Below are 19,732 nucleotides of genomic sequence, written 5' to 3' on the forward strand. Positions count from 1 at the left end.
TGGTAGTTTGTGCAAAATGCTGCACTGCGGCAAAGTGGTGGGCGACAAAATAAAAGAATGCTGTCGGAGGAAAGATCGTGGCGGATTTCCCGAAGGTAACCCTGTCGGATTGGCAGAAGCTGGCGTCGAAGGACTTGAAAGGCGCCGATGCCGCCAGCCTTGAGCGCGAGACGCCGGAAGGCATCCGCCTCAAAGCCCTCTATACCGAGGCCGATCTCGAAGGCCTTGCCTCGATCGGCACCCTGCCCGGTTTTGCCCCTTATACCCGCGGCCCCCGCGCCACCATGTATGCCAACCGCCCCTGGACCATCCGGCAATATGCCGGCTTCTCCACGGCGGAGGAATCGAACGCCTTCTACCGCGAGAATCTGAAGCGCGGTCAGATGGGCCTGTCCGTCGCCTTCGACCTCGCCACCCACCGCGGCTATGACAGCGACCATCCGCGCGTCGTTGGCGACGTGGGGAAAGCCGGTGTCGCCATCGATTCAGTCGAGGACATGAAGATCCTGTTCGACGGCATCCCGCTCGACAAGATGTCGGTCAGCATGACCATGAACGGCGCGGTCCTGCCGGTTCTTGCCGCCTTCATCGTCGCCGGCGAGGAACAGGGTGTGCCGCGTGCCGCATTGTCGGGGACCATCCAGAACGACATCCTCAAGGAGTTCATGGTCCGCAACACCTATATCTATCCGCCCGCGCCCTCGATGCGGATCGTTGCCGACATCATCGAATTCACCGCCAAAGAGATGCCGAAATTCAATTCGATCTCGATCAGCGGCTATCACATGCAGGAAGCCGGCGCCAATGCGGTGCAGGAACTGGCCTTCACTCTGGCCGACGGTCTTGAATATGTGCGCGCGGCCTTGTCGAAGGGATTGAAGGTCGACGAATTCGCGCCGCGTCTGTCGTTCTTCTTCGCGATCGGCATGAATTTCTTCATGGAGATCGCCAAGCTCCGCGCGGCGCGTTTCCTCTGGGCGAAACTGATGCAGCAATTCGATCCCAAGGATCCGCAAAGCTCAGCCCTGCGCACCCATTGCCAGACGTCGGGCGTCTCGCTGCAGGAGCAGGATCCCTATAACAACGTCATCCGCACCACGATCGAGGCGATGGCGGCGGTCCTGGGTGGCACGCAATCGCTGCACACCAATGCGCTCGACGAAGCGATCGCGCTTCCCACGCCCTTCTCGGCCCATATCGCGCGCAACACGCAATTGGTGATTCAGGAAGAGACCGGCATTCCGCATGTGATCGACCCGATGGGCGGCAGCTATTACGTCGAGAGCCTGACCGCCAGCCTGGTCGCCCATGCCGAAAAGCTGATCGCCGAGGTGGAGGCGATGGGCGGCATGACCAAGGCGGTCGAGAGCGGCATGCCGAAACTCCGCATCGAAGAAGCGGCGGCGAAGCGCCAGGCGCGGGTCGACCGGGCCGAGGACATCATCGTCGGCGTCAACAAATACAAATCGAGCAGCCAGACCGAGATCGACGTGCTCGACATCGACAACAGCAAGGTCCGCCTTTCACAGATCGCGCGCTTGAACGCCATGAAGGCCAGCCGCGACGGCAAGAAGGTCGCGGCAGCTTTGGCAGCACTCACCAAAGCGGCGCAAGATGGCAGCGGCAATCTTCTGGCCCTCGCCGTCGAGGCGATGCGCGCTCGTGCCAGTGTGGGCGAGGTTTCGAGTGCCTTGGAATCCGTCTATAGCCGTCACAAGGCCGAGATCCGCTCCATCGCCGGCGTTTACGGCGCCGCCTATCGCGACGATCCGGATTTCGCCAGGATCCAGCACGACATCCAGGATTTCGCCAAGGCCGAGGGCCGCCGACCGCGCATGCTGGTGGTGAAGCTGGGCCAGGACGGCCATGACCGCGGCGCCAAGATCATCGCCACCGCCTTTGCCGATCTCGGCTTCGACGTCGATGTGGGTCCCCTCTTCCAGACACCGGAGGAAGCGGCACGGCAGGCGATCGAGAACGATGTCCATGTGATCGGCGTTTCTTCCCAGGCCGCCGGCCACAAGACCCTGGTGCCGCAGCTGATCCAGGCCTTGAAGGATCAGGGCGCCGAGGATATCCGCGTCATCTGCGGCGGTGTCATCCCGGCGCAGGATTACGATTCCCTGCGCGCAGCCGGTGTCGCCGCCATTTTCGGCCCCGGCACCAATATTCCCAAGGCCGCCGCCGAAATCCTGAGCCTGTTGCGGCCGGGCGCGTCGAAGGCCGCCTGAGATTCTGTCTGAGCGCGGCCTCACTGCAATGTGAACAAGGTCACGGCACCGGATTCCCGCCGATCCAAGGTATAATGGATTGTAACGGGAGGTCCCGCCATGCTCGTCCGTCTTCGCCGTATTAGTCAGATCCTCGCCGCAGGCTTCGCTCTGGTGACGCTTGCCTCTCTGCCGGCCGCGGCGGGGGATTATCGCAAGAACCCCTACCCATTCCATCACAACGGTGGACATAACGGCGGATCCTATCCCGCCCATGGCAGCTATTTTCAGCCCATCCCCGGATTCGGCTGGAACCAAAATCCCTATGGTCACAAACCCCAGAAATGGCGCAAGCACCGGCAGCACCATTATCAGCCGCATTGGCCGCAGCAGCAATTCCACCAACCCTATCGCCACCCTTCCTTCAAGCCGGGGCAGGTGATCTACCTGCCGCCCCCGCCGCCGGGCCGCGCCTATTACTATCGCAACGGACGAGTCTATCTCTGGCCCTGATCTGGCTCCGGCCCTGACTGCCAGCCCTCCTGCAATGGATTTGCGCGTTTTCCGCCAGTGGCTTAGTGTTTCCGATCGGGACTTCTTCCAGCAACATCGATCGGCCAGCGGCGGGAACAGGGTATGGGCAAAGGGGATCAGGACGCAGGTGCGGCGCGCGGACTCCTGAAGGGGAGCGGCAATGGCAATGTCAACGCGCGGCCTCACCGTCATGCGGTGATCCTGGGCAGCTTGCTGAGCCTTGCCTGGTTCCTGCTTTACGGCTGGCATGTGGCCGAGGCCGTGGGCCTGGAGAACCTCCAGGAATTGCTGCCGGCAGAGCTTGCCACCATCATCATCGCCTTCATCGCGCCGGCGATCTTCATCTGGATCGTGATCGCCTATATCTCGCGCGGCCGCGATCTGGAGCGGCAGACGGCACTCCTCAGCCAGCAGCTTAACCTCCTCACCTATCCCAATCCCCAGGCCGAACAGCGCGTCGCCACCATCGCCGATGCGATCCGGCGGCAATCGGTCGAGCTCAAGGGGGTCACCGAGGATGCGGCGCAAGCCCTTGCCGAGATCGAGAACCGCTTTCAGCGCCAGCGCGGCGATTTGATGGAAGCGGCCGGTGCCGCCCGCGCCCAATCCGATTCCATCGCCGAGCAATTGGCGGCCCAGCGCCAGATGCTCTCGGACATGCAGGACGTGTTGTCGGCGCAGAAGGCGGCCATCGCCAGCGCCAGCGAAACCGAGCGGGATTCCCTCACCGCCCTTGCCGACAGCTCGGCCGAGCGCATCATCGCCGCCTTCGAAGCCAAGCGTGTCGAGATCACCGGCATCATCGACCGGGTGATCGATCACGGTGCCGATATTCGCGATGCCGTCGAACGTCAGGCGGAAATCGTCGCCGAAAGCGCCGAGAAGGCGACTTTCGCGCTGCGCAATGAATTGCTCAATGTGACGCGGCGCCTGGACGAGGCGGGCGAGACGGCGCGGCGCGAGGGCCGTGCCCTGGGTGAGGCCGGCGACCGGCAATTGGCGGCGATCGACGATATCCTGGCCCGTGCCAACACCGCGATCGAAGGATTGGTCGCGCGCATTTCCGCCGATGCAGCCGAGGCCGTCGCGGCCGGGCAGCGCAGCGCCGCCGCGAGCGAAGCCTCGCTTCACCGCGTCGCTGCGGAGATCGTCGAACAATCGGCGCGTCATGCCAACGACCTCGCGAACCAATTGGGCTTGCAGGTCAACAGCATCAATGCCGCCAAGGCCCAGGCGGTGGACGCCAGCGAGGAATTACAGGCGGCCCTCGCCGCCCAGGCAGCGCGCCTGACGCAGCGTTCGACCGACGCCTTCGCCTTGATGCGCGGCGAGATCGCCAATGAAATGGCCGGGCTCCAGGGCGCCGAAGAACACGCGATCGAACGTTATCGGCAGATGGGCGAGACCTTGTCGGGTCAGGTCGCGGCCTTCGACCGGGCGATCGCTGAAGCCGGCGACAAGCTGGCGCAGCGTTCGGCGGCGGAGCAGACGATTCTCGATTCGTTGGCAAAAGCGACCGAGACGCGGATCGTCGCCGTCCTCTCCGCACTCGAGCGCCAGAGCAAGGATATTTACGACCAGGCGGAGGCCAGTGCCGAGCGCTTCGCCGGAACCCTGCGCCGCCATCACGAACTGGTTTCGGCGACCGCCACCGCGACGGTCGGCGAAGTGATGCGCAAGACCGCCGAGATCCAGCGCCAGATGCGCGAGGAAGGCGATCACGCGATCGCCGCCGCCAAGGCACTTTCGGCCGAGTTCACGCATTCGCTCACCAAGGTCGGCGACGTCATCACCGAAACAGCCGCCCAGGCCGGCAAGGACAATGTGGCGCTGGAACAGACGGCACGGCAACAGGCCGAGCGCCTGACCAACGCCGCCCTCATGGCCTCGACCCAGTTCCGGCATGCCCTCGATCATATGGCCGGGGAAAGCGGTGCCCTGGTCCGCGCCCTCATCGACAAGATCACCGAGCAGAACCAGGCAGCAAAATCCGCCTTGCGCGCGGAAGCCGGCAATTTCGAGGAAACGACGGCGCGGCTCGGCGATCATATCGGCCAGCGTTTTGCCGAGATGGTGAAGGGAATCCAGGGAACGGCCAGCCATACCGATGCCGAGACCGCGCGGCTCATCGCGCTCGTGGATGCCCAGCGTGAGCGCCTGAGCGGTGCTGCCAATGCCGCCGCCGTGCAATTGCGCCAGCAGATCGATTCCGAGATTCTGAAGCTTGAGGAATTGAATGCGCTGGGTGAAGTTCGGCAGAATTCCAGCCTGCAGGCACTGACCGCCGCCAGCCATCATCTGGACGATGCTGCGGAATCCCACGCCGCCCTCTTTGCCGATCTGCTGAAGCGTCAGGAAGAGCGTCTTGCCACGCTCAATGACGCCCAAGAAAATACCAGCCGGCGCCTGGGTGCTGCCATCGACGCCCAGGGCCAGCAATTGGTGCAGGCGGCGGACCGCGCCGCCGAACGCCTGGCTCAACGCCTGCGCGAGAATGAAAGCGCCATCGTCAACGGCCTCGATGCCGTGGTGGCGAAGACGCGCGTGCTGGAAGATACGATCAATGCGCAGCGCGATCGCCTGGCCGAAGTCGGACACGACGCAGCCGGCGAAATACGTGCCGAGCTCGACACCCATGTGATCGCCCTCAAAAGCGAGATCGACCGGCAGATGTCGAATATGGAGGACCTCACCCAGACCTTCATCAACCGCACCACGGCGCTGGACGGCACCATCCTCAGCCATCGCGACCAGTTGATCGACGCGGCGCAGGCAGCGGCGGAAGGCTTCCGCGACATCCTGCGGCGTCAGGCGGATGAATTCGTGGCAGCGGCCGAGATGGTCGCCACCAAGAGTGCGGCCCTGGAAGGCGTCACCCAGCATCAGCGCGACGAATTGATCGCGGCCTCGCGCGATGCCGCCGAGCATTTCGCCAGCGCCCTGCGATTGCAAGCGCAGGAGATCGCCGCGGCCGCGGCCACAGCGGTGCAGCAGACAGAAGGATTGGGAGCGGCCGCCCGCGTTCAGGCCGAGAACCTTGCCGCCATGATCGTGGATTCAACCAACCGCTTCGCACAATTGACCGGCGAACAGACCCAGGCCTTGGGTGATGCGGGGGAACGCAGCGCGGCGGTTCTGCGCACGCGCCTCGCCGAGCAGCAGCTGGATATCGAGCGACGGCTTGGCGAGCTTACGGCACTCAGCGAGAAGCTCCATGCCAATGCCAGCTCGCAAGCGATGACGCTGGGCAAGGCCGCCGAGCAAGCGACCGAGGTCGCGATCACCATGCGCGACGCGTTGTCCGGCCAGGCCGATCTGGCGCGGAGTGCGGGGCTGGATATCAGCGAGCGCGCCCAGGAGGCAGGAAGGGTCATGCAGCGCCAGGCCGGCGATCTCGCCGATGCGCTGCAATCGATCGTGCAACGGAATGCCGCCAATCTCAAGGCCGCGACGGAACAGGCTGGCCTTGCCGCGATCGAGCTGGGCCAGAACCTGATGCGCCAGAACGAGGATCTCAACGCCGCCCTTGCCCGCACCAAGGGAGCCACCGACGAGGTGCGCGAAAGCCTCAAGGCACAGATCGAGGAGCTGTCCAACGCGGCGCAGAAGATCCAGATCGAGGCCAACCTGATCGGCACCATCTTCCATGCCGAAGCCGAGAACCTCGCGACCGCCGCGACGAAGGCAAGTGGCGCCGCGGGCAGTCTCCAGGAACAGATGCGCGCCGGACTGATCGGCATCGAGGATCTCGCGGCCAAGGCGACGTTGCAGGTCATCGGCCTGAAGGATGAGGTCACCCGGCAGGGCGATCTGGTGAAGGCCGCGAGCGAGGAAGGTGGCAGGCGCACGGGCGAGCTTGCGAGCCTCTATGAGGCACATACGCGGCAATTGTCGGATGCCTCGGAAATGGCACGCGACAAACTGGAGCAGATGGGTAAATCGCTGGCCGCCCAGGCCGAGATTCTCTCGGCCATCACCGACCAGGCCGTCTCGCGCCAGCAGCAGCTCAACGTCACCCTCGGTCAACGCGTCGAGCAAGTGGCGGCGGTCGGCAAGGAAGGCCAGAATCAGCTGTCCGCCCTCAACATCTCGGCCCAGACCCTGTCGGAAAGTCTGCGCAATACGACCAGCGAAAGCACCCGCCAGGCGAAGGAGACGATCGAACTCTTCCGCGACGGCGCCGAAGCCCTGTCGCAGGTGACCAAACGCGCGGCTCTGCAGGTGGGCAGCGTCAAGGCGGCGGTGGCCGAACAGGTGACGGAATTGACCGACCTCTCCAACCGCGTTCATGAGATGGCCGAGGATGTGCGCGCGCAATTGCGCGCCCAGGCCAAGGAATTCAACGACGCCGCCCTGGCCGCCAAGGCCAGCGCCGAAGGGGCGCGCGGCGATGCGCAGCAGGCGAGCGAGATCTTGAACCGCCAGGTGGAATCGCTGGCCCAGGCAGCGGCGCGCATGAACCAGCATCTGGCCGGGCTCGGCACGGATATCGACAAGCGCATCGAGGCGATGAGCCGCGCGGCCGAAAACGCGGCTTCCCGCGTCGGCGCCATCGGCCAGAGCTTCGAACGCCAGGCGGAAGGTTTCGGCCGTTCGCTCGACCAGGCCCAGGCGAAGGCGCTGGAACTGGGCGAGGCCTTCAAGGGGCAGAGCCTGGAACTTGCCAAGACCTCCCAGCTCGCTTTGGAGCGGATCGACAAATTGCGCGAGACGCAGAACAGCTCGACCCGCGATGCGTTCCTCCGCGCCGCCTCGGTGATGATCGAGGAACTGAACGGCCTCGCCCTCGACATCCATTCGCTGCTCGACAGCGAAATCCCCGACGATATCTGGAAGCGTTACCGCGAAGGCGACCGGTCGGTCTTCGCGCGGCGGCTCTTCCGCGGCAAGGACGCCTATATCATCCCGGCCATCGAACAGCGCTACAGCCGCGACGAACGCTTTCACGATCTCGTCGACCGCTATCTCAAGAAGTTCGAGGATCTGCTGACGCAATCGGCCAAGGCCGATCCAGAAGCCGTCCTCAACGCCGCCATCATCACCGCCGATGTCGGCAAGCTCTATCTCATCATGTCGAAGAGCCTGGGGCGCAATCAGGATAATTGAGCGGGCTGCGGCTTTAACTGTCATCCCCCGCGCAGGCGGGGGATCCACGAGTTGCTTTCTTCAGTCGTTGCGAAACTCGTGGATGGCCCGCCTAAAGCGGGCCATGACAAATAGGGTTTCGGGACAATTAGGGCATCGGCCCCATCAGCCTGAACCGCCTGTCCTTGAGATAGGGGAGCCGCGCCCGCGCCGCGGCAATAGCGGCAGGATCGAATTCCGCCGTGATCACTTCTTCATGCGCACCGGCTCGTGCCAGCACCTGGCCATCCGGGCCGCAGATCGAGGAGAGGCCAGCGTAATCCCAATCCGCCTCCGATCCGGCGAAGTTGCAATAGGCGAGATAGGCGCCGCTTTCGAGGGCCCGGACCGGGATCATCATCTCGGCGATCTGCGACCAATGCCGGCGCAGGGCTGTGGGCGCCAGCACCAGATCGGCGCCGGCTTCGACACAGGCGCGCATTGATTCCGGAAATTCGATATCGTAGCAGATGAGCGGCGCCAGCTTGAATCCCAGGAGATCAAAGGTGACGATGCGATCGCCGGTCGCAAAGATCGCGCGCTCGTCATCGCTGGGGAGATGCAGCTTCCGGTAAAGCGCCAAACACGTCCCGTCACCGCCGAAGACCTGCACCGAATTGAAGACCTGCCCGCCGTTGCGTTCGGGAAAGCCGTAAAGGATGGCAATTCCGGTCTCGCGTGCGAGTTCCGAAACGGCGCGCGCGAACGGACCGTCGGCCGGTTCGGCAAGTCGCGTCATCTCCGCCGCGTCAAGACGATAGCCGGTCATGAACAATTCCGGTGTCACCAAAAGATCGGCCTTGCCCCGCTGGCCCTGCGCGAGGCGGGTGAGCGAGGCCAATTGCCGGGCCGTGTCGCCGGGCAGGCTGTCGTTCTGGTAAAGTGCAAGGCGCATCACACGGAATCCTGTTGGGTGACGAGGCGCGCCAGCCTATATGGGAAGAATGATGATCCGGAAGGCGGAAGCGGCGGATTTGCCCGCCATCAGAAAAATTCATGACGCGGCTTTTGGCGGGCCCGGCGAAGGCAGGTTGGTGGCCGATCTCGCCGCCGACGGCCTCGATACCCTTTCGCTGGTGGCGATCGAGGACGAGGCTGTTGTCGGCCACGTTCTTTTCTCGCCCCTGCTCGTCGAAGTCGACGGCAAGGCGATCCGTGCCTTGGCGTTGGCGCCGCTTGGGATAGCCCCGGCTTATCAGCGGCGCGGGATCGGCCAATTATTAGCCCGGGCCGGATTGGCGGAAGCCCGCGCGCTGGGCTGGGATGCCGTGATCGTCCTGGGGCATCCGGAATATTATGGAAAATTCGGTTTCCGGGCCGCCCTGACCGCCGGTTTCAAGGCGCCCTTCCAGGGTCCGGCCTTCATGGGGCTGGAATTGCGCGCTGGCGCCTTAAGTGGCGAAAAAGGCAGGATAATTTATCCCGTAAGCTTTGGGATTGATGAAGGCGAAGGTGTATCGGCCGGCGCCTGATCGACAAAATGTCCCTTTTTGATAAATTCTGTTTATCAGATCATTATCCAAACCGATTTGAACCTTAGATATTGTGCGGATTTACTTATCTCCTGTCGCTTTTGCGACACCAAGGCTGGAGGCGGAGACCTAATGCTTCCGAACAAGAACAGGTCCAGCCGCCTGGAAGGAAATAGATAGATGTCGGGATTAGCCGCCGCGAGGTCCTGGAACGACGATGCTGCCCGCAGCATCGTGCAGGAGAACAAGACTCTGGACGGGGCCTTGCTCCCCATCCTCCATGCGCTCAACGATCATTTCGGTTATGTCGATGCTGGCGCCGTGCCGATCATCGCCGACGAACTCAATCTCAGCCGCGCCGAAGTTCATGGCGTGGTCAGTTTCTATCATGACTTCCGCAAGGAACCGGCCGGCCGCCATGTGGTGAAGGTCTGCCGCGCCGAAGCCTGCCAATCGATGGATGGCCGTCGCCTCGAAGAACATGTGGCGCAGCGCCTGAAGACCGAATTCGGCACCACCAGCGCCGACCGCCTCTATACGCTCGAAGCCGTCTATTGCCTCGGCCTCTGCGCCTGTTCACCCGCCATGATGATCGACGGCGAATTGCATGCGCGCGTGACGCCCGAGCGCTTCGACCGATTGATCGAGGGAAAACGCTGATGACGACGCGCCTTTACGTCCCCAACGATTCAGCCGCCTTGGCCCTGGGTGCCGACGCGGTGCTGCGCGCCTTCCAGGTGGAAGCCAAGGCGCGCGGCCTGGAGTTTGAGATCATCCGCAACGGCAGCCGCGGCCTTTTCTGGCTGGAGCCGATGGTGGAAGTGGTGACCGAGAAGGGCCGCATCGCCTATGGCCCGGTAACCCCGGCCGATGTCCGTGGCCTGCTCGATGCCGGTTTCCTGACGGGGGCGAGTGGTCATGCGCTCCACCTCGGCAAGCCGGAGGAACTCGACTACCTCAAGAAGCAGGAGCGCCTGACCTTCATCCGCTGCGGCATCGTCGATCCGTTGAGCATCGCTGATTACGAAGCGACCGAGGGTTATCGGGGCCTGCGCCGCGCCGTCACCATGACGCCGGAAGCGATCGTCGAGGAAGTGACGCAGAGCGGCTTGCGTGGCCGCGGTGGCGCCGGCTTCCCCACCGGCATCAAATGGAAGACCGTGCTGGGGGCGGTGGCCGAGCAGAAATACATCGTCTGCAATGCCGATGAGGGCGATAGCGGCACCTTTGCCGACCGTATGCTGATGGAAGGCGACCCCTTCCATTTGATCGAGGGCATGACCATCGCCGGCATGGCGGTGGGGGCCACGAAGGGCTTCGTCTATATCCGCAGCGAATATCCGGAAGCCTTCAAGCGCATGCAGGATGCGATCGTCGCGGCCAACCGCGCCGGCTTCCTGGGACCGGACATTCTGAATTCCGGCCGTGCCTTTCAACTGGAAGCGCGGCTCGGTGCCGGCGCCTATATTTGCGGCGAGGAAACCTCGCTGCTGGAAAGCCTGGAAGGCAAGCGCGGCATGGTGCGCGCAAAGCCGCCGCTCCCCGCATTGAAAGGTCTCTTCGGCAAGCCGACCGTGATCAACAACGTGCTGTCGCTGGCCGCCGTGCCGACCATCCTCGACAAGGGTGCCGAGTTCTACAAGAATTACGGCATGGGCCGCTCGCGCGGGACGATGCCACTGCAGCTTGCCGGCAACATCAAATATGGCGGCCTGGTCGAGAAGGCCTTCGGCATTACCTTGCGCCAGGCGATCTACGATTTCGGCGGCGGCACGGCGAGCGGCCGGCCCTTGCGCGCGGTGCAGATCGGCGGGCCTCTGGGGGCCTATTTTCCCGATGCGCTTCTCGACACGCCGCTGGATTACGAAGCCATGGCGGCCGCAAAGGGCATGCTGGGCCATGGCGGCATCGTGGTCTTCGACGACAATGTCGACATGGCGCTGCAGGCGCGCTTTGCGATGGAGTTCTGCGCGGTTGAATCCTGCGGCAAGTGCACGCCCTGCCGCATCGGTTCGACGCGCGGCGTCGAGGTGATCGACCGCATCCGCCACGGTATCGAGCCGGAGAAGAACAAGGTTCTGCTGGCCGATCTCTGCGACACCATGCTGGACGGCTCGCTTTGCGCGCTGGGTGGTCTCACACCCTTCCCGGTGCAGAGTGCCATCCGCCACTTCCCCGAAGATTTCAATCGCCCGACGGCAAAAGCCGCTGCGGAGTGATGGAGAAACAGCCATGACCCTGATCAAAGAAACCGATTTCGGCACGCCGATCCGGCTTTCCACCAAGATGGTGACCCTCACCATCGACGGCCAGGAAGTCACCGTACCGGAAGGCACCTCGATCATGCGCGCGGCGGCCGAGATGGGTACCAAGGTGCCCAAGCTCTGCGCCACCGACAGCGTCGAGGCCTTCGGCTCCTGCCGCCTTTGCGCAGTTGAGATCGAGGGACGCAAGGGCACGCCGGCCTCCTGCACCACCCCGGCTGAAAACGGCCTCAAGGTCTGGACCCAGACCGGCAAGCTCGCCAAGCTCCGCCGCAACATCATGGAGCTTTACATCTCCGACCACCCGCTCGATTGCCTGACCTGTGCGGCCAATGGCGATTGCGAGCTGCAGGATATGGCGGGCGTCGTGGGCCTCCGTGATGTGCGCTACGGCTTTGCGGGTGAAAACCATCTCGGCGCCAAGAAGGACGAGAGCAATCCCTATTTCACCTTCGATGCTTCGAAATGCATCGTCTGCTCGCGCTGTGTCCGCGCCTGCGAGGAAGTGCAGGGCACCTTCGCCCTCACCATCGATGGCCGCGGTTTCGCGTCCACCGTCTCGGCTGGGCAGAAGGAAGATTTCCTGGGGAGTGAATGCGTCTCCTGCGGCGCCTGCGTGCAGGCCTGCCCGACGGCGACCCTGATGGAAAAGACCGTCATCGAAGCCGGCCAGCCGGAACATTCCGTCGTCACCACCTGCGCCTATTGCGGCGTGGGCTGCTCGTTCAAGGCGGAAATGCGCGGCACTGAAGTCGTGCGCATGACGCCCTACAAGGACGGCCAGGCCAATCACGGCCATTCCTGCGTCAAGGGCCGCTTCGCCTGGGGCTATGCCACCCACAAGGACCGCATCACCAAGCCGATGATCCGGGCAAAGATCACCGATCCCTGGCGCGAAGTCTCTTGGGAAGAAGCGATCGGCCATGCCGCCAACGAGTTCAAGCGCATCCAGGCGAAATATGGCAAGGGTGCCGTGGGCGGCATCACCTCCTCGCGCTGCACCAATGAAGAAACCTATCTGGTGCAGAAACTGATCCGCGCCGGTTTCGGCGTGAACAATGTCGATACCTGCGCCCGCGTCTGCCATTCGCCCACCGGCTATGGCCTGTCGCAGACCTTCGGCACCTCGGCCGGCACACAGAATTTCGATTCGGTCGCCTCGGCCGATGTCATCATGGTGATCGGCGCCAATCCGACCGACGGCCATCCGGTCTTTGCCAGCCACATGAAGCGCCGCCTGCGCCAGGGGGCGAAGCTTATCGTCGTCGATCCCCGCCGCATCGATCTGGTGAAATCGGCGCATATCAAGGCCGATCATCATCTGCCGCTGAAACCCGGCACCAATGTCGCCATGATCAATGCCTTTGCCCATGTCATCGTGACCGAAGGCCTGGTCAAGGAAGATTATGTGCGCGAACGCTGCGACATGATGGAATTCGACCGCTGGCGCGCCTTCGTGTCCGAAGAGCGCAACTCGCCGGAAGCGGCCGAGAAATATACCGGCGTGCCGGCCGCCGAGGTCCGCGCCGCAGCGCGGCTCTATGCCAGCGTCAATAATGCTGCAATCTATTACGGCCTCGGCGTCACCGAGCACAGCCAGGGTTCGACCATGGTCATGGGCATGGCCAATATCGCCATGGCGACCGGCAATGTCGGCCATGTCGGTGCCGGCGTGAATCCGTTGCGCGGCCAGAACAACGTGCAGGGCTCCTGCGACATGGGCTCGTTCCCGCACGAGCTTCCCGGCTATCGCCACATTTCCACAGATGACGTGCGCGAGCAGTTCAACCAGGCCTGGGGTGTGACGCTGGATCCGGAACCCGGTCTGCGCATCCCCAACATGCTGGATGCCGCCATCGACGGCACCTTCAAGGGCATCTATGTGCAGGGCGAGGACATCGCCCAATCCGATCCCAACACCAAGCATGTGACCGCGGGTCTCGAAGCGATGGAATGCGTCGTCGTGCAGGACATCTTCTTGAACGAGACGGCGAATTACGCCCATGTCTTCCTGCCGGGCACGACGTTCCTCGAGAAGGACGGCACCTTCACCAATGCCGAACGGCGCATCAACCGCGTCCGCCAGGCGGTGCCGCCGGCACCCGGCTACGCCGATTGGGAAGTCACCATCATGCTCTCGAATGCGCTGGGCTATCCGATGAGCTACAGCCATCCGTCCGAGATCATGGACGAGATCGCCCGTCTGACACCCACCTTCAAGAATGTCTCCTATGAGAAGCTCGAGGAGATGGGTTCGATCCAGTGGCCCTGCAACGACGCCGCCCCCGACGGCACGCCCACCATGCATATCGGCAAGTTCGTGCGTGGCAAGGGCCGCTTCATGATCACCGAATTCGTGGCGACCGAGGAACGCGTCGGACCGCGCTTCCCGCTGCTGCTCACCACCGGCCGCATCCTCTCGCAATACAATGTCGGCGCGCAGACACGTCGCACCGAGAACGTCGCCTGGCATCCCGAGGACGTCCTGGAAATCCACGCCCATGATGCCGAGGAACGCGGTATCCGCGACGGCGACAATGTCTCGGTCATGAGCCGGGTGGGCGAGACCACGCTGAAGGCCGTCATTTCCGAGCGCATGCAGCCGGGTGTGGTCTACACGACCTTCCACCATGTCGGCACCGGCGCCAATGTCATCACCACCGATTTCTCGGATTGGGCGACCAATTGCCCGGAATACAAGGTGACGGCGGTGGAAGTGCGCCTCTCTAACATGCAATCGGAATGGCAGCGCGACAATGCCCTGTTCCGGGATGCCACACGGCGCATCGCCAAAGCGGCCGAATAAAAGATGAAGACAAGGCCGCAGGACGGGACGGAAGATGGATCGGCGGCGGAATTGCCGCCGGTCGTCGCCGCCGTTAAATTGCGGCAATTGCGTTTCGACGGCCACCAGATCGACCGGCTCGATCATCTGGTCGAGGAAGTGCCGGTGGCGTTGGTCTATAACGGCATCTCTCACGCCGTCATGATGGCGAGCCCCGCGGATTTGAGCGATTTCGCGCGCGGCTTCTCGTTGAGCGAAGGCATCATCGAGAATGCGGCCGAGATCCGCGATGTGGAGGCCGTGCCGCATGAAAAGGGCATCGAGCTCCGCATCGACCTTGCTCCCGAATCCTTCTGGCGGTTGAAGGAACGCCGCCGCACCCTGGCCGGACGCACCGGCTGCGGCCTCTGCGGGCTCGACAGCCTGGAGCAGGTGGCGCGCGATCTGCCCATTCTGGCCGATGGCGGCAAGGTGGATCTCTCCGCGATCGAACGTGGCCTTGCCGCCTTGCCGGCGGCGCAGCTTTACAATGCCCAGGCGCACGCCCTCCACGCCGCCGCTTTCTGCGCCGCCGACGGTCACCTGCTGCTGGCACGCGAGGATGTCGGGCGCCATAATGCCCTCGATAAGCTGATCGGCGGTATTGGGGAGGCCGAGATCGACCCGGCATCCGGCTTTGCCATCATCACCAGCCGCTGCTCGCTTGAAATGGTACAGAAAGCCGTCATCGCCGGGATCAAGATCCTGGTCGCGGTTTCGGCACCGACCTTGATGGCGCGGCGACTGGCCGATACCAGCAACCTCACTTTGGCGGCCCTAGCGCGCAGCGACAGCCTGCTCGTCATCAGCCACCCGGAACGCATCGAGATGGAGAGTTTTGCGTGAACAACGATCGCTTGGTCTCAATGGCGAACCAGATCGCCGATTTCTTCCAGAGCTATCCGGAAGCCGAGGCCGTCGAGGGCATCGCCACCCATATCAAGAAATTCTGGGACCCGCGCATGCGCCAAGGCATCTTCGCGCATCTTGCCGCCGGTGGCGCCGGCTTGAAGCCGCTTACCTTGAAGGCCCTGCAGCAGCTCGCCACGCAGCAGACGAATCTCAAAGCCAGCGCTTGACGTTTTCCCGCATGTTTTTACTGTCATGGTCCACGCAGGCGGACCATCCACGAGTTTCTCTGCAATTGAAGAAAGTAACTCATGGATCCCCCGCCTGCGCGGGGGATGACAATCAGGGATAGCACCAATACATGCTGGTCCGGCAGCTCGCTTATCTCGCCGCCCTTGCCCGCGAGCGGCATTTCGCCCGCGCGGCGGCGGCCTGCAACATCACCCAGCCGGCGCTTTCCACCGCCATCAAGCAATTGGAAGAAGAATTGGGCGTGCCGCTGGTCGAGCGCGACAAGCGCTTCAAGGGCTTCACACCCGAGGGCCAGGAAGTGCTGCTCTGGGCGCGGCGCATTCTGTCCGACTACGATTCATTGCGGCAGGGCATCCAGAACGCGAAGCGCGGCCTTACCGGCAATCTGCGCCTCGGTGTCATCCCTTCCGCTCTGCCGCTGGTGCCGCTGGTCACCGATCCCTTCAACGACCGGCATCCGCAGGTGAAGGTCACCGTCTGGTCGACGAGTTCGATCGAGATCCAGCAGGGCCTCGATCATTTCGAGCTCGAGGCCGGCATCACCTATCTCGACAACGAGCCTTTAAAAGGTGTGCTGCAGCGACCGCTCTATACCGAGCGTTATGTGTTGCTGACGCCGGAGCACGGACCCCTGGGGGGTGCCGCCAAGGCGACCTGGCGCGAAGCGGCCGATCTGCCGCTTTGTCTGCTTACCCCCAACATGCAGAACCGGCGCATCATCGACGGCATCTTCAAATCGCTGGATTGCGCACCGCGCCCACAGCTCGAAACCAATTCGGTGATCAATCTCTGCGCCCATGTGCGCTCCGGGCGCCTCTCCAGCATCGTGCCGCGATCCTTGATTCAGGTCCTTGGCATGCCCTCCGGCGCCATCGCCCTCGATCTGGTCGAGCCCGATATCAGCCGGCAGGTGGGCCTGGTCGTACCCGACCGGGAGCCGCTGCCGCCGATCAGCCTCGCCATCTTTTCCATGCAATTTCCGGGATTTAAGGACGGCCACTAAGGCTGCCGCGACCGGCTGACGCAGGAGTAAGTCCAGCCTTGCGTTACCTGCAATATTGCATATATCTGAATATATGAAGATGGAAGCCTTGCAACAGACGGCCAATGCCGTCAGCGAGTTGATGAAGTCGCTCGGCAATCCGAAGCGTCTGCTGATCCTCTGCCAACTGGTCGAAGGCGAGAAATCGGTTTCGGAACTGGCGCGCCTCACCGAGATGCGCGAAGCGGCGGTGTCGCAACAACTGGCCTTGCTGCGCAAGGACGGCATCGCCAGTCCGCGGCGCGAGGGCCAAAGCGTCCTCTATGGTTTGGCGCGCGACGACGTCCGGAAACTGATCGAGTTTCTCTACGCGACCTATTGCCAGCCGGCCTGCGCCGAGGACAACGCCGATTGAGATGACAAACGGGCGCACGATCCCGCGTGTTACCACCAATTTTTCACACTGAATTACTGGGTTATTTCCTGAGCTAGCGTCCAACTACGAGCAACACCACCGAGGAGGAACACCACGATGCCGTCAGCAAAGCGCCCCGAAGTGCATGGCTTCTTCGATCCGGACACCTTCACGGTCAGCTATGTCGCTTTCGATCCAGCCACCAAGAAAGCGGCGATCATCGATTCCGTTCTCGATTTCGATCCGGCCTCGGGCCGCACCAAGACGAAATCGGCCGATCAGTTGATCGCCTTCGTGGCGCAGCACGGCCTGTCGGTGGAATGGCTGCTGGAAACCCATGTCCATGCCGATCATCTCTCGGCAGCGCCCTATCTGAAGGAAAAGCTCGGCGGCGTCCTCGCCATCGGCACGGAGATCGTCACCGTGCAGGACACCTTCGGCAAGGTCTTCAATGCCGGCACGGAGTTCGCGCGCGACGGGCGCCAGTTCGATCGCCTGTTCAAGGATGGCGACACGTTCAAGCTGGGCTCGATCGAGGCCCGCGCCATGCACACGCCGGGACATACACCGGCTTGCATGACCTATCTCATCGGCGATGCCGGTTTCGTTGGCGATACCCTGTTCATGCCGGATTACGGTACCGCGCGCTGCGACTTTCCCGGCGGCGACGCGGCAACGCTCTACCGCTCGATTCAGAAGCTCTTCGCCCTGCCCGAAGCGACACGGCTTTTCATGTGCCACGATTATCTGCCGGCCGGCCGCGACAAATACATCTGGGAAACCACCGTCGGCGAGGAAAAACGCAACAACATCCATGTGGGCGGCGGCAAGAGCGAGGCGGATTTCGTCGCCATGCGCCAGGCCCGCGACAAGAAGCTCGACATGCCGCGCCTGATCCTTCCCTCGGTGCAGGTCAACATGCGCGCCGGTCACATGCCGCCGGCGGAAGAGAATGGCCTCTCCTATCTCAAGCTGCCAATCAACGCGCTCTGACAGCGAGTGCTGGAAAACAAGAATCCGCTGGAGGAAACACCGAATGGAAAACATGCGTCGCCTGACACCGTTCCTGAGCGTTTCGCCGCAGATCAGCGAAGCCGATATCGGCACCCTGGCTGCCCGCGGCTATCGATCGGTCATCAACAACCGGCCCGACAATGAGGGCGAGGGCCAGCCCAGCAGCGCGGTACTAGAGGCGGCCGCCAAGCGCCTGGGCCTCGGCTATCGCCATATTCCAGTCGTCTCCGGCAAGGTCACGGATGACGATGTCGCCGCTTTTGCCGCCGCCATGGCCGAATTGCGCGGCCCGGTTCTGGCCTTCTGCCGCACCGGCACGCGCTCGACCACGTTGTGGGCGCTCAACGAAGCACCACGGCTTGATCCCGCGGTCATCGTCGGTGTCGCCGCCGATGCCGGTTACGACCTCAACCCCTTGCGGCCACGCCTTGAAACGCTTTGGAACACGGGCGGCGAGTTCAGCGTCAGCACACGCGCGACAGGGAGGCCGCAACGCCCGCAAAGACAGTTCGACGTCGTCATCGTGGGCGGTGGCGCCGCGGGCTGCGCCGTCGCCGCCAGCCTGCTGAAGCGGCGCCGCGACGTCAGCCTCGCCATCGTCGAGCCGAAGGAGATTCATTACTACCAACCGGGCTGGACGCTGGTCGGCGGTGGTGTCTTCGACCGCCGCGCCACATCGCGCCCCATGCAAGAATGCATCCCCAAGGGCGCGCAATGGATCAAGGCCGCGATCGCCGGTTTCGACCCGGCCGGCAATGCGGTTCTGCTGGAGGATGGGACACCGATCGGCTACGCCACCTTGATTGTGGCGCCTGGATTGGAGTTGCGCTGGGATCTGATCGAGGGCCTGCAGGAAACCCTCGGCAAGAACGGCGTTACCTCGAACTACCAATTCGACCTCGCCCCCTATACCTGGGAATTGGTGCAATCCCTGAAGGGCGGCACTGCCTTGTTCACGCAACCGCCGATGCCGATCAAATGTGCCGGCGCGCCGCAAAAGGCGATGTACCTCTCCTGCCATCACTGGGAGCGGCAGGGCATACTCAAGAACATGAAGGTCGAGCTCAACAATGCCGGTGGCGTCCTTTTCGGCGTCAAGGAATACGTCCCCGCGTTGATGAAATATGTCGAACGCTACGGCGCGAAGCTGGCCTTCAATTCGAACCTGAAATCCATCGACGGCAAAACAAAGACAGCCGTGTTCGAGGTCAAGAATGCCGACGGTTCGGTCGAGCAGGTGACCAAGAATTTCGACATGATCCATGTGGTGCCGCCGCAATCGGCGCCGGCCTTCATCCGCAATTCGCCGCTGGCCGACGGTGCCGGCTGGGTCGATGTGGATGCCGAAACCCTGCGCCACAAAGCCTATGGCAATGTCTTTGCCCTAGGCGATGCCGGATCGACGCCCAATGCCAAGACAGCGGCCGCCGTGCGCAAGCAGGCACCGATCGTGGCGGTCAATGTGCTGGCCGTGCTCGATGGCGGCAATCCGCGCGCGATCTATGACGGCTATGGCTCCTGCCCGCTGACGGTCGAACGCGGCAAGGTGGTGATGGCCGAGTTCGGCTATGGCGGCAAGTTGCTGCCGACCTTTCCCTGGGATTCCACCAAGCCGCGCTGGAGCGCCTGGTTCGCCAAGGTCTCGCTGCTGCCCTGGCTTTATTTCGACGTCATGCTGAAAGGCCGCGAATGGCTGGCCAATCCGCAGATTCTGCCGCATCAGCCGCAGCCCCATGAAGCGGCAGCGGCCTGCGTCGATCCGAATACCGTCAAAACCAATCGCAGCTAAAGC

At 63.1% G+C, this 19,732-nt stretch carries 14 protein-coding genes; 13 read left to right on the forward strand and 1 reads right to left on the reverse strand.

The annotated features are described in order from the left end of the window. Positions 1–77 precede the first annotated feature (77 nt). From scpA to ACE3PR_RS06560, 3 genes are all read left to right on the forward strand, one after another. Entirely contained in the window at positions 78–2,231 is a 2,154-nt protein-coding gene (gene scpA / locus ACE3PR_RS06550; protein WP_374369472.1) for a methylmalonyl-CoA mutase, read from the forward strand. Positions 2,232–2,330: 99 nt separating this feature from the next. Further along, complete coding sequence (locus ACE3PR_RS06555) at positions 2,331–2,723, forward strand: hypothetical protein (protein ID WP_374369474.1); 393 nt, start codon at positions 2,331–2,333, stop codon at positions 2,721–2,723. Between the two features lie 123 nt (positions 2,724–2,846). Further along, positions 2,847–7,850, forward strand: a complete 5,004-nt coding sequence (locus ACE3PR_RS06560; protein ID WP_374369476.1) for a hypothetical protein — start codon at positions 2,847–2,849, stop codon at positions 7,848–7,850. A 127-nt stretch (positions 7,851–7,977) separates the two neighbouring features. Here ACE3PR_RS06560 and ACE3PR_RS06565 read toward each other — a convergent pair whose 3' ends face one another. Further along, a complete protein-coding gene (locus ACE3PR_RS06565) occupies positions 7,978–8,763 on the reverse strand; it encodes a carbon-nitrogen hydrolase family protein (RefSeq protein WP_374369478.1) in 786 nt (261 codons plus the stop codon). A gap of 49 nt (positions 8,764–8,812) precedes the next feature. Between ACE3PR_RS06565 and ACE3PR_RS06570 the strand changes: the two genes are divergently transcribed. The 10 genes from ACE3PR_RS06570 to ACE3PR_RS06615 all read left to right on the forward strand — a co-directional run bounded on the left by ACE3PR_RS06570 (position 8,813) and on the right by ACE3PR_RS06615 (position 19,729). Beyond that, complete coding sequence (locus tag ACE3PR_RS06570) at positions 8,813–9,340, forward strand: GNAT family N-acetyltransferase (RefSeq protein WP_374369480.1); 528 nt, start codon at positions 8,813–8,815, stop codon at positions 9,338–9,340. A 180-nt stretch (positions 9,341–9,520) separates the two neighbouring features. After that, positions 9,521–10,000 carry a formate dehydrogenase subunit gamma gene (locus ACE3PR_RS06575; protein WP_374369482.1) on the forward strand — a complete coding sequence of 160 codons (480 nt, stop codon included), beginning with the start codon at positions 9,521–9,523 and terminating at the stop codon, positions 9,998–10,000. Further along, the gene (locus ACE3PR_RS06580) at positions 10,000–11,559 is read left to right on the forward strand and encodes a formate dehydrogenase beta subunit (RefSeq protein WP_374369484.1); all 1,560 of its coding nucleotides are present in this window, start codon (positions 10,000–10,002) and stop codon (positions 11,557–11,559) included. The genes ACE3PR_RS06575 and ACE3PR_RS06580 overlap by 1 nt, the downstream gene beginning before the upstream one ends. Before the next feature lie 13 nt (positions 11,560–11,572). After that, positions 11,573–14,410 carry a formate dehydrogenase subunit alpha gene (fdhF, locus tag ACE3PR_RS06585; protein ID WP_374369486.1) on the forward strand — a complete coding sequence of 946 codons (2,838 nt, stop codon included), beginning with the start codon at positions 11,573–11,575 and terminating at the stop codon, positions 14,408–14,410. A gap of 3 nt (positions 14,411–14,413) precedes the next feature. Continuing rightward, positions 14,414–15,274 (forward strand): formate dehydrogenase accessory sulfurtransferase FdhD, encoded by an 861-nt coding sequence (fdhD, locus tag ACE3PR_RS06590; RefSeq protein WP_374369488.1) that lies wholly within the window; start codon positions 14,414–14,416, stop codon positions 15,272–15,274. Further along, a complete protein-coding gene (locus tag ACE3PR_RS06595) occupies positions 15,271–15,507 on the forward strand; it encodes a formate dehydrogenase subunit delta (protein ID WP_374369490.1) in 237 nt (78 codons plus the stop codon). Before fdhD ends, ACE3PR_RS06595 begins: the two co-directional genes overlap by 4 nt. A gap of 131 nt (positions 15,508–15,638) precedes the next feature. After that, positions 15,639–16,532, forward strand: coding sequence for a LysR family transcriptional regulator (locus ACE3PR_RS06600; RefSeq protein ID WP_374369492.1), 894 nt, complete (start codon positions 15,639–15,641; stop codon positions 16,530–16,532). A 79-nt stretch (positions 16,533–16,611) separates the two neighbouring features. After that, entirely contained in the window at positions 16,612–16,926 is a 315-nt protein-coding gene (locus ACE3PR_RS06605; protein ID WP_374369494.1) for an ArsR/SmtB family transcription factor, read from the forward strand. Positions 16,927–17,043: 117 nt separating this feature from the next. Next, the gene (locus tag ACE3PR_RS06610; RefSeq protein ID WP_374369496.1) at positions 17,044–17,919 is read left to right on the forward strand and encodes an MBL fold metallo-hydrolase; all 876 of its coding nucleotides are present in this window, start codon (positions 17,044–17,046) and stop codon (positions 17,917–17,919) included. Between the two features lie 43 nt (positions 17,920–17,962). Beyond that, positions 17,963–19,729: a TIGR01244 family sulfur transferase gene (locus ACE3PR_RS06615; RefSeq protein WP_374369498.1), complete on the forward strand. Its 1,767-nt coding sequence runs from the start codon at positions 17,963–17,965 to the stop codon at positions 19,727–19,729. Positions 19,730–19,732 lie beyond the last annotated feature (3 nt).

This window comes from Dongia sp. (genome assembly GCF_041909655.1).
Taxonomy (GTDB): Bacteria; Pseudomonadota; Alphaproteobacteria; order Dongiales; family Dongiaceae; genus Dongia.

Bases quoted from the DNA above. Each gene is read 5' to 3' on its own strand.
- ACE3PR_RS06610 (WP_374369496.1), top strand. From the start codon at position 17,044: ATGCCGTCAGCAAAGCGCCCCGAAGTGCATGGCTTCTTCGATCCGGAC.
- ACE3PR_RS06555 (WP_374369474.1), top strand. From the start codon at position 2,331: ATGCTCGTCCGTCTTCGCCGTATTAGTCAGATCCTCGCCGCAGGCTTC.
- ACE3PR_RS06605 (WP_374369494.1), top strand. From the start codon at position 16,612: ATGGAAGCCTTGCAACAGACGGCCAATGCCGTCAGCGAGTTGATGAAG.
- ACE3PR_RS06600 (WP_374369492.1), top strand. From the start codon at position 15,639: ATGCTGGTCCGGCAGCTCGCTTATCTCGCCGCCCTTGCCCGCGAGCGG.
- fdhF (WP_374369486.1), top strand. From the start codon at position 11,573: ATGACCCTGATCAAAGAAACCGATTTCGGCACGCCGATCCGGCTTTCC.
- ACE3PR_RS06615 (WP_374369498.1), top strand. From the start codon at position 17,963: ATGGAAAACATGCGTCGCCTGACACCGTTCCTGAGCGTTTCGCCGCAG.
- ACE3PR_RS06560 (WP_374369476.1), top strand. From the start codon at position 2,847: ATGGGCAAAGGGGATCAGGACGCAGGTGCGGCGCGCGGACTCCTGAAG.
- ACE3PR_RS06570 (WP_374369480.1), top strand. From the start codon at position 8,813: ATGATGATCCGGAAGGCGGAAGCGGCGGATTTGCCCGCCATCAGAAAA.
- ACE3PR_RS06575 (WP_374369482.1), top strand. From the start codon at position 9,521: ATGTCGGGATTAGCCGCCGCGAGGTCCTGGAACGACGATGCTGCCCGC.
- ACE3PR_RS06565 (WP_374369478.1), bottom strand. From the start codon at position 8,763: ATGCGCCTTGCACTTTACCAGAACGACAGCCTGCCCGGCGACACGGCC.
- fdhD (WP_374369488.1), top strand. From the start codon at position 14,414: ATGAAGACAAGGCCGCAGGACGGGACGGAAGATGGATCGGCGGCGGAA.
- ACE3PR_RS06580 (WP_374369484.1), top strand. From the start codon at position 10,000: ATGACGACGCGCCTTTACGTCCCCAACGATTCAGCCGCCTTGGCCCTG.